This window comes from Olivibacter sp. LS-1 (assembly GCF_008245145.1).
GTDB classification, from domain to species: Bacteria; Bacteroidota; Bacteroidia; order Sphingobacteriales; family Sphingobacteriaceae; genus Olivibacter; species Olivibacter oleidegradans.
The window spans coordinates 3,075,583-3,097,635 of the sequence record NZ_CP041643.1 but is presented as its reverse complement, the minus strand read 5'-3'; the positions used below and the strand labels follow the sequence as shown (position 1 = coordinate 3,097,635).

Here is a 22,053-nt window from a genome sequence, read left to right as displayed (position 1 = left end):
TCTAAATCTGTTTTAAGCTGTAAATAATCTTATTGAACTCCCCTACAAACTTCCATCTGGGCGAAAGACCATAAAAGTCGGTCCTAGAATACGGGAAATGAACCAAGGGGTAATCATACCAATTGCCCTCTTCATTATATTCGGTGCACATGTATTGCTTTCTGAACTTAAAAGAATCGAAGTATTCAACTAGAATCGTTTGATCGCTGACATGGTCTTTCCCTTTAGGTTCGTATGACATGAACAGCTCTAACAGGCGTGACCATCCTTGCTTTGTTCCGTAAGCAAAGCAGGGGACCATATTTTTGGAGTAAAAAGTAAGGTCTCCTTCCTTATGTCCATTAAAACCGTAACTCATTACGTCATAATCTGACATAAAACCCTCTCCGATATGCTCCATTGCTACCCATCGGAGTAGACATGCCAATTCGTACTCCTTATTGTTTTTAGTCGGAAGCTTACTGAAACACTTCAAATAGGATTCGTACTTTGGATTCTCTTTCGCCTGACTCAAACCGATAACAACCGGTTCCCATCCGTTGCGCCGCCAATTTTCCTTCCAAACCTCAATAAGCTGCTTTTGATCGCTGTTTCCATGCAGCGAGTCGAATATTTCGTGGTAATAGGTATATACCTTCATGCTATTGTTCTTAAATTCTGATCAATGAATTTCTTTGTTGCGGTACACATCTCAGGAATGGACGCATATGAGCCAATATGATCGATAAAGGCCGCACACCTTCGGAAGTATTCACCCATCTCGTTCCACTTGGAGTAGTCGTATCTCGTTTCATGCCATTTATGGGTAAATACCGGTGCTTCCCTGATTACATCAATATCATATCCTGACTTTAGCATCATCATAGGCACGTAGAAATCCCACCAAGGAAGTCCTAAAGCGTACCCCGTGTCCGTTATTCTATCTATATGATTCTTAGTGAATGCAAATACATCGTAACCGTGTGGGAAAGGATTTGATCCGTTGTCGTGTCGTACCCCCATGACGAACCTATCAGACAAAAGTGATTTTGAGAAACAATTTATGTCTTCAATGGCTATATCCGAATTAATGAGAACAAAACGATCGAAATCAAGATACTTGGCCCACCTGGTAATTGCTGCAACGCGTGGATATTTTTCTTTTGCAATATCCTCGACATCAAGCTCTACGAAGGTTACACCTTCTATGTGTGCCAAATCTCTTATCTCTTTGGCCGTATTGAAGCTTATTACAATCCCTTTAGTCCATGTTTTAATTGCTTCAATTTGCTCCTTTAGCCTGTCATAAGGATTTATTGAAGTGGCATAATATAGCCTGCAGCCATCAAGATCGGACGGGTAAACATTTTTATATGGCGTTGGGGTCTGATCATACGAATAATAATTCCTGACGTTGCTATCATGAAAATGTTGTGTCTTAATACTGAAACAAGGGTTTAGTACACGGTAACCAGATACCGACAATCTATGTGCGATAGAATTGTCGCTACCCGGTAGACCCAAATAGAAGTTGCAATTAGCGACGTGTTTCACCCATCCTTTGAAAACCCATGCGTCCTGGCTATCGCATCGCATGAACAGTGCATCATCATTATACCTGCTTAGCGCAAAACATTGATTCTTTTGAACCTTTCCCAGCAGACTAATAGACTTATCATCGAAATAGATATCCGAATTGGCTACCACGTTGATATCTTCATCATCGGTAAGTTCGTTGATATATGAAAAATAATCCCTGAATGTAGGTCGACGGTCGGTCATTATGTTTTCTACACCAGTTACGTTCTTCCCTGTGTTGTTTATTGCAAACACCCTATCGAACGTACCTATGTTTAGGTTTAAACAATCCTGTAGTTCTTCGGCTCGCGCTTCGGAAACATCATCGTATATGTTTATGAAAAGGTTAGTCATGTCCTATACCCCTAGCCCTTGAGATACCCGTTGCCCTATTTCCCATAAGGACATAGTGGCGTTTGGTGAATAACTTTTGTTTGATTCGTTGCTTCCGGAGGAGTCCGTGCTCTTTTCTTCCGGTGGAATGGTAGCGTTCATCATCAATAAATTGAGGAAGCTGACGCCATACATGGCTTCATGCCATGATAAACCGTAATATTTGATTACGTTCCTTGTCCTTGACCACGGGCTTGAGTCCCTATAATGTCCAGCATCTTTATGTTCCGTACGAATGTCATAATACCGAAAAAAGAGTCGAAGTCTAACCCCCGGTAGACTATCTTACATGCTGTTGCAAGCTCGTATTGCTCAAACTGATACCATAGCGCATCCAATAACCATTTAGGTGGTTTACCTTCCTTATTGTGGACAGCTATCGCGATGGACTCTATGATTGACGGCAGATTTTCTTTTACGATACCGTATAACAGACCATCAATGTCTTCGACAACATCTTTGGTGATTTTAAGCTCGTCATAGATTGCAACGATATCATACATAGTCGCTGCACATGGGGCTTTTATCGTAAGCATCCGAGTCCTCGGCAATATGCAGAGAAAGGCGAGCACCTTTTTCCACCATGTGGTGTATTTTATTCTGATTTTCTTTAGCTCGGTAGGACGATCGGTAATTGCCTCGGCTATTTGACGGGGAGTAGCGTCTTCCCCTTGGAATTCTTTATCTTCTTTCATAAATGGTAAGGATTAAGAACCTACTCACCGCCTTACCTTCGGCTTTCGGTTCAGTTTTTTAAGTGGCCGGATTGGCCGCAACGAATTTGTAACCCCATGGAGATACAGCGTTTCCGCTTGCATCGGAAGGAGTGGTTACATCGCCTGAGAAATTCAGAGCCAAGAAGCCTGTTTTTGTCAATGGATTGGTAAAACCGGCGCTCATCGCCAATGCAGGAGCTTCGAAAACGAATTTCTGTCCTTCAAATGGTTTAGAGGTTAATCGGAATGCAAGGTAATAAATAGCTTCGTCGCTTGCAGAGGCTTTAAACTCGGTTTCACCCGTAGTTATTTCGCCTTTGAACAATAGATTTGCGTTATCTACCTTGAGATTCAGAGAGTTTCCTACCACTGTTGGAGGATCAGTTTCACCCGGTAATACCCATCGTACACCGGCTTTGTCTTCGACGCGTACACGCACTTTTTCAAGTGGAGGTATATTGAGGTTCACGGAACCCATTTCGATGTCATCTACCTTAACCCAACCTGTGGTTGGCATGGCGCCATTTGCGGCCATTAAAGCAAACTCCATCGATTCTATCCCTGTTACAGCTGCCATAATATTTTAGTTTGTGCCTTATTAGGCGATTAATTATTTTGTTAATTGTTCCTATCCTGACGTAATGCATGGTACCTGATCCTGATATTGAAGAAATGGCCCTTACTTTCCGGAATAATCTCACCTGCTCGCTCTAGATAGAAATGGCTGTTGTATAGCCAACTATCATCAAGCAGTTCAATTGCGGCTCTCCCGAGTTCGTTAAGTCGATCGTAATTTGGCTGAGTGTTGTCAACTGCATTTGGTATGCCGGACGGAAGATTCTCAAGATTCGGAACGTGAATGTTTACGTTAAAAATGCCGTCCTGAATCTGCTCTGCACTTAATACAAGGCAGCTGATGACAACATCCTCCATTTTACTGTTGAGCATTCGACTTTGCTTACTGACCTGACCCGTCAAACCATTATTAGCTGCAAAATTCCCAGCAATGAATACCTGATAGATTTCGTTTATTCCGTCAAATGCTGTCTTTATCGTCTTATCCATCAGTCTACAAAGATTTCATTAAGAGCCTGTTCAAAGTACTGTTCGTAGTTTCTCATCGCTCCTGACAATACATCGAATCCTTTTCCTTCGACCCAGCTGGCGTACTCCATCCCGGCAACCAAAATCACTGCCCATCCTTTCGATTCTCTCAGAACTGATAGCGCTGTATTAAGTCCGGTTTGGAGTCCTGTTGATTTATCCGTCCCGATATCCGCAAGTTTGAAATCCCGATATTCAACTCGACCGTCCCGAATTACGATGAAGCCTGTTGAACTTTCCAGATTGCCTGTATGGTTATCGTACACTTTTTCCGCTGCAGCTCTTTCCCTCGCAATTTGAATGGCTCTTTCAGAAACCTTGATAAAAGCCTGTAATATCAGCTCATCGAGATCCTTTTTGATCTGCGCATCCAATTGCTGTGCTGAGAACTGTGGGACCAAACTGAACATATTACATCCCTCCTAAACAATGAAGCTGCCCGATGTGGAAATCCAACAACTCCTGTTCGTAAACTATTACCGCTCCCGATTTATCGAATGCCGACACTATTGTTCCCGTTAGTATTGGTTCTGTACCAATAGGAAATGCGATATCAAAACGGAAAAGAACTTCTGATCCGTCCTGTTTCTTTGCGTATCGGGTTCCCTTTGCCGGCCTAAAACGGCACTTCACATAACTCTCTCCCTCAGGACCGTTAAAGGTTAGTGTGTCAGGATATTGTTCTACAAACATTTCAATGAACGATTTACCACGTGTCGGATAGGTCAGTGATAACAGGCCCATCGTACATATCGTCTTCTAGGCCATGTTTTTTCCTGAGTGCTTTTCGTATATTCAATAGATCATCGGCATCTTGCTGCGTCAGCTGATAATCCAATTCCCTAACTGACTTCGGAGATAAAAGAATGAACCAGATAACCCCCGCAAGCGCGAGATCAATCCCTTTGACATTTTCCTTGTTTTCCGGATCAAACTCGCTTTCAGGGTTTAACTTCTGTTCGACAAGATTCAAATCAATGGTATCTTGCGGAACAGGAATGCCGATTTTTGCTTGCAGGGCTTTTCTGTTTATCATGTCCGAATACTAACTAGGTTGCTGGATTAAGTTTGGTTTTCAGTAAATAGAGATTCTTACTGTTGTTTAGAACCGGAGTACAGTAAGCTGTACCTTTAGTCACGACAGTGATAGGATCTTCTACTCCCCAAACCTTGATCAGCACTATACCAGATTTGGTCTTTGTAGCTACGCCGGCATTGACATATTCATCAGCGGACGTAGTGTGCTGGGTAGAACCCAGTTGTTCGTTCACGCTAAAGGTGACTACGCCAGGCTCCCAACCTGTCACAGCGGTTTGAGTACCGTCTTTGTTCTCTTGAACCATGACGGATTGCCAAATTTTAAAGATCGGTAAACCTTTTGCGCGAAGCGCCCGGTTAATCTCTTCCAAACCAGGTTCTTGTTGTAATCCCAAAGCATTTGCGACATAGGTTGCTACAAACTTCTGTACACCCGCATTCTGAGAGACGATGTCTACAGTATCCTCTTCGCACCACATGAATCGTGGGATCGGTTTTCCTGCCGCCTTGGCCATGTTTTTGATCTTACGGATATCGCCGATGATATCCGCATTTGGATTGCTCCAGTCAGTGGCTGCATTCACTTTGTTGGCGGTTGGAATAGCAAAATCCACATCTACTTTGGTTTTTATACCCTGCTCATTGTTTACCTGAGTTAGGCTGTAACCTCCTGTCGATGCAATTCTCTTTGCCAACCATTCATTTCTAGCTTCGATACCGTTTCGAACAAACACCTGATCCTCGTATCTCCATTCAAGGACACGACGGAACGCCTCTCTTCTTGTAGGTCCTGCCGGCAATAAACGCACGGCGTTTTCCAACTCACGGAGAGTGTTAAAGTCTGTCTCAACTTTATCACGAGCTATCTCCAACTTAGGCATGTCTCCCTCAATTTTGGAAGGAAGAGGCCTTCCGAAGCGAGGTGCTCTACTGTTGAAATCAACAACAGCGGCCATTACTTTAGCCCCAAATTCAGCTTCAATACCTGACCATCGTAAAGTAGGACTATATACGAGAGGAAAGGCAGTCTGATACTGCAACGTCTCGAACGGATACGTCTCAATAAAAGCCTGTGCGTCAGCTCGTCTAAATTCAGGTACTAACTCTTGTACATTTATCATTTTATTTGATTGAGCGCGTTAAAAAATCGGTTAATTAAACAAAGGTGATGCGAGGAAGAGCCTCCTTAATATCTTCGATTATGTCTTGAAGAGCTTGAGGGAGAGCTTTGATACGAGCCGTACCACTTAGCACAACACCATTGGCAAACGTGTTGCCTCCATCTGAAACCTCAGATGCACGGTGCGTAAGGCCCAAAGGCTTTACTGAACCGTCTACCGCAGTTAGAACTTTACCAAGCCCTGTGGTCGAGTCGATACCTACCATGCTACCTTCCGGTACGAAACCATCAGGATAGTCTGACTTCTGTACGTCGAGAATCAGACCGCCTGGAAGAGTGTCTACGACATTTTCGAACACAAGCTTGTTAAAGCCTTGCGATCCTGTTCTTTTGATACCCTGTAATCCCATAGTGATTTTGCTTTTAAGCAGTCGTCTTAGTGGCTTCTGTAGCCTGTTTACGCTCTGCCAATAATTCTTTCATTTCGGATGACACCTCGTCATCCTTTAGTTTTTTCACTGTTCCAATGCCACTCACCGGCTGATCACCTAGACCTGCGTCAGCCTGCGCCTGAATCTCATCGGCAACGTCTTGTTCGATATCGGCTAGATAATTGGTAAAATCTTCATCGCTGTCGATTTTCAATCTGTCGAAGTCGCGAAGAATACGTGCTTTAAATTTCTCCGGCGCGTCCTTCAATTTGCCCTCAAGTTGCTGTCTACGGGTTTGGGCCAGTCCTCCGGCTTTGAGGGTGGTCAATTCGGCCTTCAAAGCATTGTTGCTTTCTATAAGGCTTTTCGCCCAAGAGGGCATATCCTCATCAGCTTTCGGCTTAGTCTTATCTTTGTCCGATGGTTTGTCGTCGTCCTCGTCAGCATCGTTGCCGTTATCTTTCGACTCTCTATCTTTTTTCTCGGCAGCCAACTTGTCCGCATTTCGTTTGGCATCGTCCAACGCAGCCAGTTCCCTAAAGGAAATTACAGCGTCCAGGTTGTCAATCTCACCGTCTATGTCGTCCTCGTTATCCACGCGAGCGTCTATCTTGTCCGCCAATCCGTTGATCCTGACATTTGAAAGGTTAATCCCTTCGGATTTACACTTTTCTTTGATTTTCTTGATGATTGTTGCTTTTAGCATAAGAATAATGTTTGAGTTGTGTCCAATGGGATTGCAGCCCCACCGTGCGCACCTCGGTGCTTTTTGTGATGTAGCAAAGTTATCTATAATGATAATTTGAGATAAGCTATATATTGTGTAATAGGCTGATTACAAAAAGAATCTTGGCATTAGTATTAGTATAAGTCGAAGAGACCTATCATATCCACACCTGCAACATCGATGTTATCCTTAAATTGTTATACATAGCAAAGAAGTACTCGAAGCCGTAACAATATCCCTCGAAGTATACCCAACCATCATAATAGGGGAAACAATACCAGTATGGCTCTTTGATGTCCGTTCTTTTTGTTCGCATTAGACAAGGGTAAATAGTATCCCTGTCGAACTTAATGAAACGGTGATTTGTGTTGAATCCTAGTTTGTTGAAGGTCTTAACAAATGTTTGGCCTCCCCAATGGTCGTTGAGTGGGGAGGCATCTATAATATCCACTATATCCAATCCAGTAAGGACTGCTATAACTGTGTGGTGGTGGTTATTTGGATAGTACCGCTTCCCGTCCAGTTGGTATTTATTCTTCGGTTCCATTGGATGGTACGTTGGCAGCAGCCATCTCGGCCGCCTTCTTAGCTTCTCCCTCAATCAGTTTAAGTTCATCAGCAGCATTCTTCGTGTAAGGAGAGTATTCAACAGAAGTTTGCTGTGATAGAATCGGTTTATTTCCGTTTGCTTTCATCAACGTTGCAATCGTTTCGCTATCATCGTTGATGCGGTACAATGGAATATCAAAACCAATCTCTAGAGTTTTTACAGCATCTTTAAGGCTAGTGTTGATTACCCCACCGATTGATTTTAGGAGATTTATGTCTCGTTGGGTACACATTCCATACTCGCCGTCAATTTCGTCCCGTGCTGCAAGATGGGCGTCGATAAATATTCTATCGAATGCTACACCACTTTTTGCCCCAAGGTTCGCCATCTCTTTGAATGATATGTTAGGAGTTTGGGTGCAGGTGTATATGAAATCAACCAAGGTATCTATTTCAAGTTTCACGGATTCGGGAGCATGTTCCCACGTTACGTATTTCGCATCTCCCCCCTTACCTGTTATCTGAATTTTTCGCCCTTGCTCCCCCTTCTCCAACGTCTTAGCTCCTACTTCCCCGGTCATTACAAGGATAGGAGAAGCATGATAATCGTTGGTATCTGCAAAGTTTGAAATAACGGTTTCGAGCCGTGCGATTTGGGTCTGCACATCTGCCCACGGAGGAGCTGGCTTAGAATAGTAGATAACGGGAATCTTTCCATAGGAATGTGGTTTGGCACTTTCCAGAATCCAACCGTTATTTCCTACAGTTGAAACAATATTATCACCCTCCACCGATCGCCTGAACTTGTATATGTGAGTTTTTGAATAGATGTCGAACCTCTCCTCGTCTATATCTGAGTAACCCCTAAGGGAAACAACGTCGTTAATATTCCGACGCACCTTATACAGCCTTCCGAAGTAAATCATGTCCCCGTAGCTATCGAATACAGGAAGCAGTGTGTCACCTTTACTGGGTGAGAGTATTTTGCAGCGAACTCGGAAACGTGAAATAGCGAGGTCGCCCCAATACCCTTCTTCTGCCGGTGCCGTATACCAGAGTTTAGCTACCTGTAGTTCCCACAGCATTCTCCTTGCTACCTCTTTTTCGACAAACTCTATTTTGTTGTCATCTCTGATCTTCTTGACAATGTCGTATAGCTTCTGCTCATTGTCATTTTTAGGATCAGCCTCCAACTGTATTTTTCCAACGTTCATGAAGGCAACGCGTCTTTTTACGATTAGCTTTTGAAGTGGTATCCCTATTCGGTTAACATCTATATATTCAATTTTGAATCGCTTCTTTCCGTCAGCTGTTAAAGCTTGTTCACCATTGTCATTAAGAACCGGTTTGATAACCCGTTTTCTTGGACGTTCGTTTTTAGACTCATCGAAGACTTTGTGCTGCATAACGTCGTACTCCTGATCTGACGTTGGATAGCACGGTTCAACAGACCTACCAATCGACTCAACTGCCAATGGTAACAGGTTAACATCGACTGCAGGATCATTTTGTTGCTCATCAACTTCCTGGTTAATTTTCTTTGCCATGTTGTTAGTTTTTTGATTGGTAAGTGTTAAATAAAAATGCTAGTAGAATTCATCGAATACATCGTCGTCTATTTCCATGGGAGTTACCAGCTCAAAGTAATATCTCATTATTATGACGTCACGCCAATCCGGAGAGCGCCCTATGTTCTTTTTCACCTCTGCTTTTGGTAGAATTCTTAACTTTCGTTCATCGTCAGTCTTAAACGTTTTTAGCCAAGAGAACTCTTCCTGAATAGTTTGCTTATCCTCTTCGCTTTCGATACACGCAAGCCATATCTGGTTCTTAGCGATGATATTCTGGGCAACCAGATATGCGCATTGCGTCTGTAGGTTTTGATAGTTTTCTTTGAACGGGTCGAACTGGTTAGCCCTTCCGTCTGCAAATCGTTCCTCGTTTTCCAAAGCCTCTTCCGAAATGATCGGGGACGAGCCGTTAACGAATCCTATGATTCCGCAATTATCGACAACTCCGCCTCCTACCCCGTCTTCGTCCGCTAAGCACTTGTGAGCAGGAACACCGTATTTGGCTCGCATCGCATTGATACAATCCTGTATCTGTGTTGTTGCTGAAATATCGAACGAGTGCTGTTCGATCATGATCCATCCATCCCATACGGTTATTCTAGCTTTATCCGAACCGAACCTTGCAACATCGCATATGATGAACCTTTCTCCAATCGGCTTAACATGGCTGTTTGTGAACATGGCCATGATGTTATCGTAAGTACACATCGACGTTGGATCATCATCGTACTCCCAGTTACCGTTGAGGAGACGTTCTTTTTTAGCCTTGTCTTTTGTTCTTTTAAGCCTCTCAAGGTATCCTTTATCGATGTGAGGGTTGTCCTGAACAAAAGCCGCTAGGTACTTCATATGTGGCGGCAATGTTCCCTTCTTGTTAGGCAGATAGAACGTGGTATACATCCAGTTCTTTTTAGGGTTACAGGTGATAAAGAGCTTTCCTATCAATCCGTACTTTTCATTGTACTGCCTACCTATACGGGTTTTAAGAACGTCATAGGCTCCGAAATCGATCTCTCCGCCTTCTTCTATCCAACCACCTGTGTACTCCGTTGAACCAAATCTCTCATAGACAGGATCTCGAGGAAGGAACTTAAGCTCTAATAGGTCAATTCTGGCTCCATTCTTAAACCGTATAAAGTTCTTTTGACCATTATACTTGAAATCTATTCCGTTACGGATTCCGTATTCATTCGCTACTTTAAAGAACGTTATGAGGGTTGATTCGGTAATCCGCTTCAACTCCTCTCGACCGATAAACCATCTTGTATTCGGGTAATTAAGGCACATGTACATGAGCCAACAGCATCCCGTCCAAGATTTTGCACCACCTGCTGCACCACCATACAGGAACTCCTCGGTTACATCGTCTGTCAAAATCCGTAAAGCTTCTTCCTGCTTTACGTGCCTTCCCTTCGGGGTATCGACTATAAAGTCGAAAATCCCTCTCTTGAAGGATATGCCCTGGATAGTCGTTACATCCAGCTGTGATAGAAGCTCATGTAATTTTTCATCAACCATTTTGCTTTCTAGCGGCCAATAAAGCCTTTATCACATCATCCGATAGCTTGTCGGGATCGATTTTATTTTTATCATCAATCTCTAAGCTATCTTTGTACATTCCGTGGACGCGTGCAATTTTATCTAGCATCGCATCAGCAGCATACAATTCGACCTTAGGCCCAAATTCGCTCCATTGCAAGCTCTTGATCTTACCAAATTCCTTGTCTTTAGCCAGCTTCACCAAGTCAATTTGAACGTCATCAACGAGTTCGGGATCACCGTACTCTATTCGGTAAGCCTTAGGGTTTCTTTTCAATTCAAGTTCAAGCCTTAGTATCTCCCTCTGCATATGCTTCATATTCTCTTCATGGGCTTTAGCTTCTTTTGGATTGAGGTCTGCTAGTGCCGCGAATTCCTCTTCAAACATCATCTCTTCCCTTTTTTCCGTGATTACGACCGATAGCTTTTTCTTTACCTTTTTCCTTCGTTCTACCTTCCGAATAACCAGATAATCGTTAAGCGATGACCTGGCTATATCACTCATCATCTTAGCGGTTTCCTCGGCCGAAAGGCTCAATTCCTTCAATCGACGGTCTATGATGGTTTTCAGGTAAGGTTTCGTAAGGTTTTCGTAGCCGATCTGTTTTGCGCAGTTCGCTGAGTAACCCGCGCGAATTGCAGCCTGAGCAGCATTAAAGTCTTTCAGATATTCTTCAATGAAGCGAGTCTCCTTCGTAGTCAATCCTTTATTCTCCATCACGATACCTCCTCACTATCTGATCAACTTGGAAACGGAAAACCTTATCCACTTCGAACAGTTCTTTTGCAACTTTGATGCGGTAAGATGCCTTCTGATTGTAGCTTAGGTCGAGGACCCGATATATCAGGTCGCAGATTGAATTTTTGGTTTTATCACCGATGAACAGTGATTGAGGGGAATAAAGCTTTAGGATCGATGCGACGAAGATGATTTCGTCGCGATTCTTTTTTCCGGTTATGGAGCAACCCACCGTCTGGTCGTAGATTTCCCGAACTATTCTTTCGTCCACCTCGGAAGCCGACAACAGCTTCCTATATCGATCTACATCGATGTAAGGGTGCTCTTTGACCACAAATTTGAGTAGCATTGCTTCCGTCATGGTGCAAAGCTATAACTTATCTGTATTTATCTAAATTGATAAGTATTGATTTATGATCAATCAGAATGGTTCCGAGTCATCAGTCATATCAACGAACCGTCCGTTAGGCATGATACCGTTGAACGGAGAATCGAAAGGGTTGTCTTCAAACGATGCCTGTACGTTGTCGCTGAATCCAGAGTCGAGGTCATAGAATCCGGTCGTTTTACCGACAAACCTTAAAGCGACATCGTCCGTGGCTCCGTTTCGATGTTTCGCGATGATAAGCTCAGCCATCCCGGCAGTCGGTCTACCCTCTTCATCCTCCGTTATCCCATAGTATTCTGGCCGGTAAAGGAAGCAAACGACATCTGCATCCTGTTCGATAGATCCTGATTCTCGGAGGTCAGATAGCATGGGTCTTTTGTTGTGACCTGCACGTGATTCAACTGCGCGGCTCAATTGTGACAGTGCGATAATGGGGATATTAAGTTCTTTTGCTATCGCTTTTAATCCCCGTGAAAGACTGCCTATCTCCTGTTCGCGGTTCCCTCCTTTGTTGGTTTTACCGATCATCAGCTGAAGGTAGTCTATGACGATCCACTGGATATTGTTCTTTCTCTTCAATCGTCTTGCTTTGGCGGCGAATTCGATCAAAGAGATAGCCGGGGTATCGTCGAAGACGATAGGCGCCTCCTGAATGGATATCGCTGCACGATGAATCTGCATCCACTCTACGTCTCCTAGATTGCCCTTCTTAAACTTTTCCAAGGGAACTTCACTAACGATCGAAGTAACCTTGTCCATCAGCTGAATATCGGCCATCTCAAGAGAGAAGATAGCGCCGGGTATCTTGTTACGTAATCCCGCGTTGATAGCGGAAGACAGGACGAATGATGTTTTTCCCATTCCGGGACGACCGGCCACGATGATAAGATCCGATGGCTGCCAACCTCCCGTTATCCGATCGACATCGACGAATCCCGTTGTAATGCCCGTAATTCCGTTCTTGGCCTCTCCGATCTTTTTCAGCCGTTCCACATTCTTCATGAATAGATCCGCGCTGCTAATCTCCTTTCGGACGGTTATCGTGTTGAGCATCTCGTCTTTCTCGTATTCGGTTTTGCTCAACATCTCGAACACATCGCTTTCCGGACTGTAGCATTGTGATATCAATTCCTGAGACGTCCTGATCAGTTCTCGCTTGATGTACTGTTCTTGAAGTATTCTGGCATGAAACTCTATGTTGGAAGCCGAAACAACCCTATCGGTGAGATGGGTTATGTAGTAAGCTCCTCCTACAGATTCGAGGTCACCTCTAGCACGAAGTTCTGCCGTGACAGTGATTATGTCGATAGGTTCAGAGTTGATCATCAACGCCTGAATAGCGGAATAAATCTTAACGTGGGCTTCTTTGTAGAACGTCTCAGGTCTAAGTATTTCCGCTACAACGTCAAACGCATCCCGTTCGATCATCAAAGCACCGAGGACGACTTCTTCAAGGTCTAATGCCTGTGGAGGTACTTTGCCAAGCGTATCAAGTTGATTCTTTCTACTGCCCATTATGACCTCCATTCTGCTTTTTCAATTCTTCCAATCTGAGATTTGCCCTAGCGATCGCAGAAAGCCTAACAGGTTGTTCGGCTGCTTTCCGTTTAACCGGTTCGTCTACAGTTTTACCAAGCTCTATCTGCCTCCTGATCCAGTTGTGGCAATGAGATTTAGCATCCCTTTGGGTTTTATGGTCCGCTCCTGCAGCTTTGGCAAAGACAAAGAACTTATCAATCCATTTCGGGACGTCGTCAGGATTTGAAATTCCAAGAGATTGTCCAAGCTCATCCTTCCAGATTTTAGATGATTGTAGGACCTCTTTCAGATCATCAAGAGATTCGTATGTACCCCATGCGTTTGGCTTGGGAATATCTGATTTTGATTCATCGGGGACGACGGAATCGTCTACTTTTTTTTCCTCTCCTTCTCCTCTACTTTTATCTTCTTTAATATACTCTTCTTTAATATACGGGTTTTTGTATGAGTTAAGGGGTTCGTTGTTATCATTATGTATGCATGATGTATGCATATTGCATGCAATATCATATCCATTGTTAGCAAGATGCTTGCATAATTCCTCATATGTCATGCAATTGCTTGCACGTCGCTTGTAGGCATCCTGTATATTGTCCACAAAGGTCTGACACCAAATAACCCTGACTTTCCATAGCTTTTCGTCAAAAACACGTATCTTAACAAGGTCTTCAATTATGGCCAGAAGCTGGCTTTCTTGTACCTTACATTTGGTCGCAAGATATGATACTTCCAGCTCATCGTTAAGGTCTAGAAAGTGGTTGTTCGTTATTGCTAAATTCTCCAAAATTTTGAACCAGGTGGCATACCCGTTGTTTCCATGCCTATTCTCGATAAAATTCATCTTTTTACCGGTCCCTATTAGGTGAGGGAAGTAATCAACCGTGTTTCTTTTCTGGGTAGCCATATCCTATGCAATTTTAGGTACTAAAAAGCCCTTAATCAATCCGTCGCATCTCACCTCGACTTCATGAATAAGGGCAATGTTCTTCGTAATAAATGACCTAATGTGAGATGCCGTCATTTTATACACATCACAAAAGTAAATCTTATCTCGTATTATCATTATAGATAAGTGTTGATTTAAATTTTTTTATTCTCCATTTCATGAATGGAATAGATAGTTTCAAAGTCCGATAGATTCTCATACAGTCGGCTTCGCATACGTGTGAACTTATTTCGCCAGTACGACGCGTCCAATCCCTGAGATTCCAACATCCTGATCATGGGCGTACATTCCTCCATCTGCCCGATCAAATATTTATTGACCGTGCAAAGGTGTTCGTATGTCTGGTATGTTCTCATATTAATCTGTGCAAAAACCCGCTTTACATCCGCTGCCGGTGCCAAAAAAGAAATCCAATTGAATACCCATATTCCTAATTTCAAGCAGGGAGTTGTCTTCCTTGAATGTATTACCCATTACTTCTTCTTGAATGGCTGCCCAATACATGATCGGAGGATTCGCTTCGAAGTTTTTACGCAATTGCTGTGGGTCTTTCCAAAAGCAGTTCTGACAGTTGCTATCAACAGGAAAGGGTATGCCTTTGTCTTTCCAATACTCCTTAATGTGGTAATGAATTATCTTGTCTTCGATCAATGGAAATTCTCCTATTCTCCACAATACATCTTTCCACCGATGCATATAATAGAATCCCTTCGGGTGTTTTGTTAGAGCTTTTCTCATAACCGGATTTTTAAGTTCTTCGGGATCATCATAAATTTCACAATGCGTAGACATTTTAAATGTCTCTCTCAACCTGTTTGCCCGCTCCATTTCGTCCCACCTATACCCGAGTCTCATTTTTACGGGAAGTTCGAAATGCATGTACAATAGTTCGAAGATTGCCTGCATCTTCATTATTGTCGTGCAAAATCGTTTATCCATGTTCGGTATTGCCCTCTTAATTCTTAGCATTGTCTCCCATCCCATTCCGCGAACCCATATAATTTCCCTTCCTACCATCTGCTCTAAATCAAATATAGTCTTCAATATTATTGGGTCCTCAGAAGTAGCTACAAATTCAGGCCAATGAGAACAGTATTTTTGCAATCGGTCATTTGCCATCTGGACAAGCTTTTTATCCAGGTCGCGCCCTGCATTTCGATCCTCAATACAACACAGAGCGAACACATCTATATCTGCAGGGTAATTTGCGTAGATGTATCCACTCGTTCCTCCTCCTGAAATACTATTTACCGTTAACATATCACTTATTTAATTTCAATTATTGGGACTATATCTTTCCTATTTCCTTCGAATCTCGTCTCTGGCGAGAATAACCCCCAGATGAAACATTGTCTTTGCGTCATACCACTCCCTTATCATCTTAAGCTCTTTCTCGATGGAACTGAGACTGTATGGCTTAACGCCTTGTTCCTTCAATATGATGGATATCTCCTTTTGAGTTTTACCCTCCATTAATAGAGGTATTATCCTTTCTCCAAGTGTTTGGTTATCATTCATTTTATTTGTTCTCCTTTACTTTTATTTTCGTACGATGGTTATTCCTCGAAAATAGATTTGGTTCTATAGATTTCCTTTGGGTCATCAAAGACATCCTCGTAATAGTGATCCAGCTGTAATTCTTCAACAGCACATGCATACTTACCCCCTCTATCATTTGTCTCATAGTCAGCTGCTTTAATGGCCTTTGACTTTTTTTGGAAAACGCCAACAGTATAAGAATGAGCTTCCCGAGTTCCGTATCTGTAAGCCGTTACCACATACACATTACTCATCAGAACCTCCTTTCAAAAATTCAGGATTATCGTGGATGTTACCTACAACCTCCCCATCGTTGGTTGTCCAAGAAAGTCTGTGATTTACCCCTCCGTTCTTTAAGTAAAATGCGCCATCAAAGAACACTACGGTGTATATGTTGTCCGAACCTGGCTTTCTAATTTTATCCCCCTCATAAATATCCTTCCCGGTCTTATCCTTCAATCCAGTTGATTGGCCGATTGTTTCAGGACGAACCAAATATGCGAATGGTGCGCCTACCGAATTAGAAATATAATGTCCAGACTTAACAGTACTGAAATCTTTTTTGATATGGGAGTAGTTCCCATACACCCACTTGCCACTGACGGTCTTTCCTTTGAACTTTATTTCCCTATTCACCTTGACCTCCTTTCAGTGCTTCTTTGGCTATCTCATCGCCTTTAATAGAACACATATTGTTTTCTATCAGAAACTCCAAAGCTTCCCTAAGCTTTTGGTTTTCGGCATCAAGCCTATTATATCCCTCTGCCAATATCACCTGAGTGTTACCAGGTGTGCTCTTCAACCTCTCATTCTCCGCCCTCAACTTCTCTAGCTCTTCGCGCATGGGAGCTGTGTGAAGGTCTTTGTAATGGCCCATTGCGGAAATAGCATTTCTCAATACATAAACACTTGTTTCATCCAACTGATTCTCTGTGAGATGTAATTGAAGTATGATTTCAGCCGTTGGCAGTTGTTTGTTCTCTTTATTCATGATCTTTAAATATTACCCACCACCCGAAGGCGGTGGGATTAAACAATCCGTTAATTATCTCGGCTTTGGCTGTGGTGGCGGGATAATGTGGCAATTGGGCCGATCACTCGGAAGTGGACAACCATTGCCTCGGTTTGCCATTGCATAGGAAACAGACGAAACAATAACAACCGCTACTGCCGCCAAGATTAATTTTGCTTTTTTCATTATTATTTATTTGAGGTTAAAAAATTGCCCGGAGGCGTTAATTACTTGTTTAATGCTTTGATTAAGGCATCGGCTACTTTTACTGCATAATCAGCTAAGCCATCTGCGGTACCGCGTTGAAATCCGTTCTGACTAAAGGTTGCCGGCAGCATACTCTGCATAGCCATAGCAGCGAATTGCTCTCGTTTGGTAAAGCCTCCCAATTGATCAGGACCACTATACTCTATGTCCTCGCCATAAATTTCAGGCATATAACCGTAAGTCGCACATATTAAGTCACATGCCTGCGTGGCCTCTTTTATTGAGGAATATGACTTGCCGTTATTTAGCTTCTGTCCGTTGTATTTAATGTAGTACTTCATAGCATTTATTTTAAAAGGCGGCTGTTACACCGCCATTCTTGTTAGTTAAATACTCCGCTAAGGAAGTTCTTTAGAATTGACAACTGAATTTCATTCAACTCGATCCCGTCATTCTCACCGCCTGCATTGATGAATAGCTTCCTTCCGTTGTCAATTAGCTGTAAGACTATCTCTCCGTCTGCCGTTTCACCATCTTCGATGTTTGGATTGTTGCTTACGTACAATTGCTCATCTACGATGATTAGGCTGCTAGTTTCTGATTTTGTTTTAATGTAGCTCATTTTATTTACGTTTTACTTATGCCTAATTGCATATTCAAATGTACAACTTTTGTTTTACATATCAAAATATTTTGTACATTTTTTGTTGTACACTGTTTTTTACATATCTTTGCTTTCATGGACGTAAAAGAGTTTCTAAAAACTAACCCGGACATCAATCTCGCAAGCATCGCTTCGAAGATGTGGCCCACTAATAAATCGGCTAAAACATATCTTAGCAGAAAGCTTAGTGGGGAAGGTGATAGACCATGGACTGATAAGGACTCTGCAAAGGCAAAAGAGGTATTAAAACAACTTTCGGACGAAATTCAACGATTACTTAAGTAAGTGTTTTCATACTCTTCAATTGTTTTAAAAATCTGAAATGCTACCTGTGGCACCCATGCATTTCCGTATCCTTTTATGGATTCGTTTCGCCATTTTGGAAAGGTAATTCCGTCCAGTTCGGTGGGAATCCCATCATCTCCGCTACAAATCGGGGATTGAGTTGGGAAGTCTTGCCAGTTAAATTCCGAGCACGTTTCGTTAATGAATCTTGCCGTTCCGTTCCTGTCACTTTCTCTCCGCAATCTGACGCTAGTGGGGTTGGAAGCATCCCGTGAGCAGCAAGGTCGTTTATCGAAGGGGACTTCCTCCGATTCAAGTACTCGGTGGTACCGCTGCCCTTGTAATCCCTCGCTGAGGGTGTAGGTAACATTCTCGTCAACTCTGCAATCCTGTCCTCCAAATTTCCCTTTCCCCTGTTGTTCGAACAATTGCCCGCCGCCGCTCTCGCTCTTGGAGTTGGTAGAAGTCCAATGCTCGCCATATCCGTCAATTCCAATGAATTGCGGCTTTTCATTGAATCCATACTCCTCGGCGAATGACTGTCGTGCGCCACCGGGGTTGGCAGCAACATGTTTGACATTTTTGCTCCCTTCATTATGCCTGATATCTGCTCCGCCAAATTTCCCGGTGGGACCGTTTTGCGTCCAGTCGACTCCCTCCATGCTTTTCTCTTCTCCATTGATTCTTCGCTGCGTTCTGAGATCATCGTTACGCTGGGAGTAAGCAACAAACCATATTCTGTCCCGTCTGTGCGGGGCGTCAACGGATACAGCTGGAAGTATATACGGTTGGACCTCGTACCCTTCATTTTCCAAATCAAATTGCACCTGCTCGAATACCAACCCGTCATTCCAATTAACAAGGCCGAAAACGTTTTCGCCCACGATCCAACGTGGTTCAATCTCTCTAATTGCTCTAAGCATTTCCGGCCAGAGGTGGCGGTCATCTTCTGTTCCCTTGCGCTTTCCTGCTGCACTAAATGGCTGGCAGGGAAATCCTCCTGTGAGGATGTCAATACGTCCTCTCCAAATAGAGAAGTCTGTTGTTTTAATGTTTTCATAGCTCGTTGCGTTTGGCCAATAATAATCTAGTACCTTTCGTCCGAATGGGTTTATCTCACAATGGAACACGTTATCCCATCCAACCCACTCTGCTGCGAGTTCCGCACCTCCAATTCCGCTGAATAGTGATCCATGGGTCATGACACCTCCCGTATTACGTCGAATATTGACTGCTGCTTGCAATTCAATTCGTAATTGTAGGTAAGGCACTCCACTTTCCGTTTGCCAATCGTGTGCTTGCCAGATACAGATAGATTTTGATCGATATCTTTATGATGCCATCCGCATTCTTTCCTTAAATCCGTAAGTTGTTGTGATGGATAGCTACTCATCAACCATTTACCTTTGAGTGATGGCAATAAATCTAAAAGCCTGTAATAAACCTCTTTCAATTTGTCATATGTGCCACAATCAGATTCGGCATATGGCGGATCTAGATAAAAAAAAGTGTTCTTGCTATCTTTACGTTTAATTAGATCAATAGCGTCACGATTAAATATCTCAACCTTTTGCAAACGCTGCCGAAGTCTGTCAGTAAACTGAATCTTCTTATTTAGTGCTAGTTTGACCCTTCCGTCAGTTTGTTCGAAAGCAAATCCTCCTAAAAGTTTAAAGGAAAACGCCATTTGAGTGTTTACCCAATAAGCCCAAGCAATGTCTAAATCAGAATACTCAGACATATTCTTTAAAATATGTTTGCTTTCTTTATACTGGCTTTCGCTATGAAGAGTGTCGCGTATTCTACTCTGAAGACTGTGAAAATCATACTTCAATACTTTCCAAAATGTTATAAGTCTATTATCGAAGTCGTTTATGACTTCATGTTCAGATGGTCTTTTCGCGAATAAAACGGCAGCTCCGCCTATAAATGGCTCTACATACTGCTTATGTGATGGTATCAGTGGGAGTATCTCTCTAATGAGATTTTGTTTTCCTCCGTAGTAACTAATCGGTGTCTTCATTGCTTATCAACTACTTTAATCCCAAATTCATTTGCCCATTCTATTTCGGTTTGAACACCTTCACTCATGCCGAACACCCATACTTCGTCAATAACGCCTCTCTCAAAAAACTCTCTGTTGTGACTAAACCCTAACGCTCGATCAGTTTGAATTTCATCGCTCAAAGCGTAACATGTAATCCAGTAAGGGGCAAAAGGAACGCATTCAGGATACTCTCTGCTTATTGCTGCATAAATCTTGCGGATAGACTCCATATTGTTATGAAAGTCTCCGCTGATCGGATGCGCTATGTAGATTATTCTCTTTTTCATAAGACTCAGTTAAAAAGGCGTTACGTTGAAATTTTCTATTGTCAGTCCTTTAGAAGCAATAGTTACGGTTTTTGCTGTAGCCAGTTCTATTTCCTTTTGGAACTCTATCGCGTGACTGTTTCTGTCGGAAAGGTGTATGAGTACGATGTTATTCACCTTAGTCATGTCATACGATAGTAGCGTTTTGATGGTAGTTTCCAGACTCATATGAGACTTTATAACCCTATCACGCAAAAACTTAGGTTCGTACCCCATTTCAAGGCGTTCATTCAGGATCTTCTGACTATGGTTAGCTTCAATAAGTATATTAGTTAAGCCTGGGAATTGGTACTCACAGTATACGGTATCAGTCAGGAACAACGTGGTACCCATTTCAGGATGTCGGATCAGAAAGCCGCAGGGTTCAATTGTATCGTGTCTGGTGTCGAATGCCAGAACTTCGTAAGCCCCTATTTTGATCGCTGCACCGATCTTAAGGTAATTAAACCGATGGCTTTTAAATCCGAATCCTTTAATGGTACCGGCCGTCGCAAACACGTCAATACCCGACTTAGTTGCATCCAATACTCCTTTACTGTGATCACCGTGCTCGTGAGTAACAATGCACCCTACTACACGAGCTATATTAAATCCCAAGGCTTCTTTTATCAGGTTGAAGCGAACTCCGCACTCGACAATCAAGGTATACCCTTGACTGTCGGTGAAGAGATAGCAATTACCCTCACTATTGCTATTAATTACGTGCAATCTCATTATTAGAAATTCATCTGAGGTTGCATACCTGCTGCCGGGTCAGGTTTTCCGGACTTATTTCCCGATTCTTCCGTTTTCTCTGGCTGACCATCGTTATCATCAACGACCTCTGCATCTTCGAAAGACATATTCTTTCTATTAGCCTTCTCATTGATCTCGTCAGACACCTGATCGGCCACGTCTTCCTGATAATCGGAATCGTTCTGCATAGCATTTGCCATTTCTACACTTAGATACCCCCAGTGATTTAGAAGGTTACGGAGCACTGTTTTGATAGCCATCTTTTCGAACTCTTTTTTCCATGGAGAGGAAGCATGATTATACGACGCTGAATACTTGGCTCCCCATTTTTCTACTTGAGCCTTGGTCATGTACAGAGTTTTTTCAAAACCATTTGTCAGTTGGAGGTAGGCAAAGTACCCAATCACTTTGTCCGATTTGGCTTCTCCGGTCAGGTCAAACTCTCCCGTGAGTTTATTCTTTCTTACAAACTCGCCCTCGTATACTTCATCAGCATTTAGGAATTTGTAAAACCCTGTCCTCATGGCTAACTGAATAAGCCCCTTATATCCTATTTGGAATGTTGGAACTCCCTTAAAAGGCACTATCCAAGCATGGCCAAGACTCTTGTTTATCGGAAGCTTTAAAGAAGCTGCTTTCAAAGCTTCAAAAACTACCGCCTTAGGGTCACACTGCTGCAAGTAAGTGTCGGAGTTGTACAGATCAATTATCGACGCAACGAATGCTCCGCTATTTTCCTTCAATACGTTTTCAAATTGCTGCATAACAGATGGAGCCGCCATAATGCCCTTAAGTGCATCGATTTTGCTTTTCGGTGACTGCACTTCGCTGTTGTTTTGTTTTGATACCTGTGTCATTTATTTATTTGAATTTAATTGTCT

33 protein-coding genes are annotated in these 22,053 nt (G+C 42.8%); 1 reads left to right on the top strand and 32 read right to left on the bottom strand.

The features are described 5' to 3' along the window. Position 1: 1 nt before the first annotated feature. From FKG96_RS12430 to FKG96_RS12310, 27 genes are all read right to left on the bottom strand, one after another. The gene (locus FKG96_RS12430; RefSeq protein WP_149105601.1) at positions 2-640 is read right to left on the bottom strand and encodes a hypothetical protein; all 639 of its coding nucleotides are present in this window, start codon (positions 638-640) and stop codon (positions 2-4) included. After that, complete coding sequence (locus tag FKG96_RS12425; RefSeq protein WP_149105600.1) at positions 637-1,911, bottom strand: hypothetical protein; 1,275 nt, start codon at positions 1,909-1,911, stop codon at positions 637-639. Before FKG96_RS12425 ends, FKG96_RS12430 begins: the two co-directional genes overlap by 4 nt. Positions 1,912-1,914: 3 nt before the next feature. Continuing rightward, the gene (locus FKG96_RS26750; RefSeq protein WP_168204558.1) at positions 1,915-2,055 is read right to left on the bottom strand and encodes a hypothetical protein; all 141 of its coding nucleotides are present in this window, start codon (positions 2,053-2,055) and stop codon (positions 1,915-1,917) included. A gap of 62 nt (positions 2,056-2,117) precedes the next feature. Further along, positions 2,118-2,645 carry a hypothetical protein gene (locus FKG96_RS12420; RefSeq protein ID WP_149105599.1) on the bottom strand — a complete coding sequence of 176 codons (528 nt, stop codon included), beginning with the start codon at positions 2,643-2,645 and terminating at the stop codon, positions 2,118-2,120. 58 nt (positions 2,646-2,703) lie between these two features. Further along, positions 2,704-3,243 (bottom strand): hypothetical protein, encoded by a 540-nt coding sequence (locus FKG96_RS12415; protein WP_149105598.1) that lies wholly within the window; start codon positions 3,241-3,243, stop codon positions 2,704-2,706. Positions 3,244-3,284: 41 nt separating this feature from the next. Next, on the bottom strand, positions 3,285-3,731 hold the full coding sequence (locus FKG96_RS12410) for a hypothetical protein (RefSeq protein WP_149105597.1): 447 nt from the start codon (positions 3,729-3,731) through the stop codon (positions 3,285-3,287). Continuing rightward, entirely contained in the window at positions 3,731-4,180 is a 450-nt protein-coding gene (locus tag FKG96_RS12405; RefSeq protein ID WP_149105596.1) for a hypothetical protein, read from the bottom strand. Before FKG96_RS12405 ends, FKG96_RS12410 begins: the two co-directional genes overlap by 1 nt. A 1-nt stretch (position 4,181) precedes the next feature. Beyond that, positions 4,182-4,514 (bottom strand): hypothetical protein, encoded by a 333-nt coding sequence (locus FKG96_RS12400; protein ID WP_149105595.1) that lies wholly within the window; start codon positions 4,512-4,514, stop codon positions 4,182-4,184. After that, the gene (locus FKG96_RS12395; protein ID WP_149105594.1) at positions 4,477-4,806 is read right to left on the bottom strand and encodes a DUF6706 family protein; all 330 of its coding nucleotides are present in this window, start codon (positions 4,804-4,806) and stop codon (positions 4,477-4,479) included. The genes FKG96_RS12400 and FKG96_RS12395 overlap by 38 nt, the downstream gene beginning before the upstream one ends. A 13-nt stretch (positions 4,807-4,819) precedes the next feature. After that, the gene (locus tag FKG96_RS12390) at positions 4,820-5,929 is read right to left on the bottom strand and encodes a major capsid protein (protein WP_149105593.1); all 1,110 of its coding nucleotides are present in this window, start codon (positions 5,927-5,929) and stop codon (positions 4,820-4,822) included. A gap of 34 nt (positions 5,930-5,963) precedes the next feature. Beyond that, the gene (locus tag FKG96_RS12385; RefSeq protein ID WP_149105592.1) at positions 5,964-6,338 is read right to left on the bottom strand and encodes a hypothetical protein; all 375 of its coding nucleotides are present in this window, start codon (positions 6,336-6,338) and stop codon (positions 5,964-5,966) included. A 13-nt stretch (positions 6,339-6,351) separates the two neighbouring features. Next, positions 6,352-7,065, bottom strand: a complete 714-nt coding sequence (locus FKG96_RS12380) for a hypothetical protein (protein WP_149105591.1) — start codon at positions 7,063-7,065, stop codon at positions 6,352-6,354. Positions 7,066-7,243: 178 nt separating this feature from the next. After that, positions 7,244-7,633: a hypothetical protein gene (locus tag FKG96_RS12375; RefSeq protein WP_149105590.1), complete on the bottom strand. Its 390-nt coding sequence runs from the start codon at positions 7,631-7,633 to the stop codon at positions 7,244-7,246. Then, complete coding sequence (locus tag FKG96_RS12370) at positions 7,617-9,182, bottom strand: phage portal protein (protein ID WP_149105589.1); 1,566 nt, start codon at positions 9,180-9,182, stop codon at positions 7,617-7,619. Before FKG96_RS12370 ends, FKG96_RS12375 begins: the two co-directional genes overlap by 17 nt. A gap of 39 nt (positions 9,183-9,221) precedes the next feature. Next, the gene (locus FKG96_RS12365) at positions 9,222-10,724 is read right to left on the bottom strand and encodes a terminase large subunit domain-containing protein (RefSeq protein WP_149105588.1); all 1,503 of its coding nucleotides are present in this window, start codon (positions 10,722-10,724) and stop codon (positions 9,222-9,224) included. Beyond that, positions 10,717-11,463 (bottom strand): terminase small subunit, encoded by a 747-nt coding sequence (locus FKG96_RS12360; protein ID WP_149105587.1) that lies wholly within the window; start codon positions 11,461-11,463, stop codon positions 10,717-10,719. Before FKG96_RS12360 ends, FKG96_RS12365 begins: the two co-directional genes overlap by 8 nt. Next, positions 11,453-11,845, bottom strand: a complete 393-nt coding sequence (locus FKG96_RS12355; protein WP_149105586.1) for a hypothetical protein — start codon at positions 11,843-11,845, stop codon at positions 11,453-11,455. The genes FKG96_RS12360 and FKG96_RS12355 overlap by 11 nt, the downstream gene beginning before the upstream one ends. A gap of 60 nt (positions 11,846-11,905) precedes the next feature. Continuing rightward, the gene (gene dnaB, locus FKG96_RS12350) at positions 11,906-13,387 is read right to left on the bottom strand and encodes a replicative DNA helicase (RefSeq protein ID WP_256377675.1); all 1,482 of its coding nucleotides are present in this window, start codon (positions 13,385-13,387) and stop codon (positions 11,906-11,908) included. Next, positions 13,377-14,315: a Lin1244/Lin1753 domain-containing protein gene (locus FKG96_RS12345; protein WP_149105584.1), complete on the bottom strand. Its 939-nt coding sequence runs from the start codon at positions 14,313-14,315 to the stop codon at positions 13,377-13,379. Before FKG96_RS12345 ends, dnaB begins: the two co-directional genes overlap by 11 nt. Before the next feature lie 176 nt (positions 14,316-14,491). Then, complete coding sequence (locus FKG96_RS12340) at positions 14,492-14,713, bottom strand: hypothetical protein (protein ID WP_149105583.1); 222 nt, start codon at positions 14,711-14,713, stop codon at positions 14,492-14,494. 1 nt (position 14,714) lies between these two features. Further along, positions 14,715-15,617, bottom strand: coding sequence for a hypothetical protein (locus FKG96_RS12335; protein WP_149105582.1), 903 nt, complete (start codon positions 15,615-15,617; stop codon positions 14,715-14,717). Positions 15,618-15,913: 296 nt separating this feature from the next. Then, positions 15,914-16,150, bottom strand: a complete 237-nt coding sequence (locus FKG96_RS12330) for a hypothetical protein (RefSeq protein ID WP_149105581.1) — start codon at positions 16,148-16,150, stop codon at positions 15,914-15,916. After that, the gene (locus FKG96_RS12325) at positions 16,143-16,532 is read right to left on the bottom strand and encodes a YopX family protein (protein WP_149105580.1); all 390 of its coding nucleotides are present in this window, start codon (positions 16,530-16,532) and stop codon (positions 16,143-16,145) included. The genes FKG96_RS12330 and FKG96_RS12325 overlap by 8 nt, the downstream gene beginning before the upstream one ends. Beyond that, the gene (locus FKG96_RS12320) at positions 16,525-16,887 is read right to left on the bottom strand and encodes a hypothetical protein (protein WP_149105579.1); all 363 of its coding nucleotides are present in this window, start codon (positions 16,885-16,887) and stop codon (positions 16,525-16,527) included. The genes FKG96_RS12325 and FKG96_RS12320 overlap by 8 nt, the downstream gene beginning before the upstream one ends. Positions 16,888-16,941: 54 nt before the next feature. Continuing rightward, positions 16,942-17,094, bottom strand: a complete 153-nt coding sequence (locus tag FKG96_RS26745; RefSeq protein WP_168204557.1) for a hypothetical protein — start codon at positions 17,092-17,094, stop codon at positions 16,942-16,944. Between the two features lie 41 nt (positions 17,095-17,135). Further along, positions 17,136-17,456: a hypothetical protein gene (locus tag FKG96_RS12315; RefSeq protein WP_149105578.1), complete on the bottom strand. Its 321-nt coding sequence runs from the start codon at positions 17,454-17,456 to the stop codon at positions 17,136-17,138. 41 nt (positions 17,457-17,497) lie between these two features. Further along, positions 17,498-17,737: a hypothetical protein gene (locus FKG96_RS12310; protein ID WP_149105577.1), complete on the bottom strand. Its 240-nt coding sequence runs from the start codon at positions 17,735-17,737 to the stop codon at positions 17,498-17,500. Between the two features lie 117 nt (positions 17,738-17,854). Between FKG96_RS12310 and FKG96_RS12305 the strand changes: the two genes are divergently transcribed. Continuing rightward, positions 17,855-18,064: a hypothetical protein gene (locus tag FKG96_RS12305; protein WP_149105576.1), complete on the top strand. Its 210-nt coding sequence runs from the start codon at positions 17,855-17,857 to the stop codon at positions 18,062-18,064. On the opposite strand, the gene FKG96_RS26905 is transcribed toward FKG96_RS12305, so the two are convergent. Genes FKG96_RS26905 through FKG96_RS12280 form a run of 5 tightly spaced genes read right to left on the bottom strand, consistent with a single transcriptional unit; the run spans position 18,046 to position 22,029 of the window. Continuing rightward, positions 18,046-19,335: a DNA cytosine methyltransferase gene (locus tag FKG96_RS26905; protein WP_210421310.1), complete on the bottom strand. Its 1,290-nt coding sequence runs from the start codon at positions 19,333-19,335 to the stop codon at positions 18,046-18,048. The genes FKG96_RS12305 and FKG96_RS26905 overlap by 19 nt on opposite strands. Beyond that, positions 19,263-20,087: a DNA adenine methylase gene (locus FKG96_RS12295; RefSeq protein WP_149105575.1), complete on the bottom strand. Its 825-nt coding sequence runs from the start codon at positions 20,085-20,087 to the stop codon at positions 19,263-19,265. The genes FKG96_RS26905 and FKG96_RS12295 overlap by 73 nt, the downstream gene beginning before the upstream one ends. After that, entirely contained in the window at positions 20,084-20,398 is a 315-nt protein-coding gene (locus FKG96_RS12290) for a hypothetical protein (RefSeq protein ID WP_149105574.1), read from the bottom strand. Before FKG96_RS12290 ends, FKG96_RS12295 begins: the two co-directional genes overlap by 4 nt. Before the next feature lie 9 nt (positions 20,399-20,407). Further along, complete coding sequence (locus FKG96_RS12285) at positions 20,408-21,151, bottom strand: MBL fold metallo-hydrolase (protein WP_149105573.1); 744 nt, start codon at positions 21,149-21,151, stop codon at positions 20,408-20,410. Between the two features lie 2 nt (positions 21,152-21,153). Beyond that, complete coding sequence (locus FKG96_RS12280) at positions 21,154-22,029, bottom strand: recombinase RecT (protein WP_149105572.1); 876 nt, start codon at positions 22,027-22,029, stop codon at positions 21,154-21,156. Between the last annotated feature and the right edge of the window lie 24 nt (positions 22,030-22,053).

Bases quoted from the DNA above. Each gene is read 5' to 3' on its own strand.
- FKG96_RS12430 (WP_149105601.1), bottom strand. From the start codon at position 640: ATGAAGGTATATACCTATTACCACGAAATATTCGACTCGCTGCATGGA.
- FKG96_RS12425 (WP_149105600.1), bottom strand. From the start codon at position 1,911: ATGACTAACCTTTTCATAAACATATACGATGATGTTTCCGAAGCGCGA.
- FKG96_RS26750 (WP_168204558.1), bottom strand. From the start codon at position 2,055: ATGATGAACGCTACCATTCCACCGGAAGAAAAGAGCACGGACTCCTCC.
- FKG96_RS12420 (WP_149105599.1), bottom strand. From the start codon at position 2,645: ATGAAAGAAGATAAAGAATTCCAAGGGGAAGACGCTACTCCCCGTCAA.
- FKG96_RS12415 (WP_149105598.1), bottom strand. From the start codon at position 3,243: ATGGCAGCTGTAACAGGGATAGAATCGATGGAGTTTGCTTTAATGGCC.
- FKG96_RS12410 (WP_149105597.1), bottom strand. From the start codon at position 3,731: ATGGATAAGACGATAAAGACAGCATTTGACGGAATAAACGAAATCTAT.
- FKG96_RS12405 (WP_149105596.1), bottom strand. From the start codon at position 4,180: ATGTTCAGTTTGGTCCCACAGTTCTCAGCACAGCAATTGGATGCGCAG.
- FKG96_RS12400 (WP_149105595.1), bottom strand. From the start codon at position 4,514: ATGGGCCTGTTATCACTGACCTATCCGACACGTGGTAAATCGTTCATT.
- FKG96_RS12395 (WP_149105594.1), bottom strand. From the start codon at position 4,806: ATGATAAACAGAAAAGCCCTGCAAGCAAAAATCGGCATTCCTGTTCCG.
- FKG96_RS12390 (WP_149105593.1), bottom strand. From the start codon at position 5,929: ATGATAAATGTACAAGAGTTAGTACCTGAATTTAGACGAGCTGACGCA.
- FKG96_RS12385 (WP_149105592.1), bottom strand. From the start codon at position 6,338: ATGGGATTACAGGGTATCAAAAGAACAGGATCGCAAGGCTTTAACAAG.
- FKG96_RS12380 (WP_149105591.1), bottom strand. From the start codon at position 7,065: ATGCTAAAAGCAACAATCATCAAGAAAATCAAAGAAAAGTGTAAATCC.
- FKG96_RS12375 (WP_149105590.1), bottom strand. From the start codon at position 7,633: ATGGAACCGAAGAATAAATACCAACTGGACGGGAAGCGGTACTATCCA.
- FKG96_RS12370 (WP_149105589.1), bottom strand. From the start codon at position 9,182: ATGGCAAAGAAAATTAACCAGGAAGTTGATGAGCAACAAAATGATCCT.
- FKG96_RS12365 (WP_149105588.1), bottom strand. From the start codon at position 10,724: ATGGTTGATGAAAAATTACATGAGCTTCTATCACAGCTGGATGTAACG.
- FKG96_RS12360 (WP_149105587.1), bottom strand. From the start codon at position 11,463: ATGGAGAATAAAGGATTGACTACGAAGGAGACTCGCTTCATTGAAGAA.
- FKG96_RS12355 (WP_149105586.1), bottom strand. From the start codon at position 11,845: ATGACGGAAGCAATGCTACTCAAATTTGTGGTCAAAGAGCACCCTTAC.
- dnaB (WP_256377675.1), bottom strand. From the start codon at position 13,387: ATGGGCAGTAGAAAGAATCAACTTGATACGCTTGGCAAAGTACCTCCA.
- FKG96_RS12345 (WP_149105584.1), bottom strand. From the start codon at position 14,315: ATGGCTACCCAGAAAAGAAACACGGTTGATTACTTCCCTCACCTAATA.
- FKG96_RS12340 (WP_149105583.1), bottom strand. From the start codon at position 14,713: ATGAGAACATACCAGACATACGAACACCTTTGCACGGTCAATAAATAT.
- FKG96_RS12335 (WP_149105582.1), bottom strand. From the start codon at position 15,617: ATGTTAACGGTAAATAGTATTTCAGGAGGAGGAACGAGTGGATACATC.
- FKG96_RS12330 (WP_149105581.1), bottom strand. From the start codon at position 16,150: ATGAGTAATGTGTATGTGGTAACGGCTTACAGATACGGAACTCGGGAA.
- FKG96_RS12320 (WP_149105579.1), bottom strand. From the start codon at position 16,887: ATGAATAAAGAGAACAAACAACTGCCAACGGCTGAAATCATACTTCAA.
- FKG96_RS26745 (WP_168204557.1), bottom strand. From the start codon at position 17,094: ATGAAAAAAGCAAAATTAATCTTGGCGGCAGTAGCGGTTGTTATTGTT.
- FKG96_RS12315 (WP_149105578.1), bottom strand. From the start codon at position 17,456: ATGAAGTACTACATTAAATACAACGGACAGAAGCTAAATAACGGCAAG.
- FKG96_RS12310 (WP_149105577.1), bottom strand. From the start codon at position 17,737: ATGAGCTACATTAAAACAAAATCAGAAACTAGCAGCCTAATCATCGTA.
- FKG96_RS12305 (WP_149105576.1), top strand. From the start codon at position 17,855: ATGGACGTAAAAGAGTTTCTAAAAACTAACCCGGACATCAATCTCGCA.
- FKG96_RS12295 (WP_149105575.1), bottom strand. From the start codon at position 20,087: ATGAAGACACCGATTAGTTACTACGGAGGAAAACAAAATCTCATTAGA.
- FKG96_RS12290 (WP_149105574.1), bottom strand. From the start codon at position 20,398: ATGAAAAAGAGAATAATCTACATAGCGCATCCGATCAGCGGAGACTTT.
- FKG96_RS12285 (WP_149105573.1), bottom strand. From the start codon at position 21,151: ATGAGATTGCACGTAATTAATAGCAATAGTGAGGGTAATTGCTATCTC.
- FKG96_RS12280 (WP_149105572.1), bottom strand. From the start codon at position 22,029: ATGACACAGGTATCAAAACAAAACAACAGCGAAGTGCAGTCACCGAAA.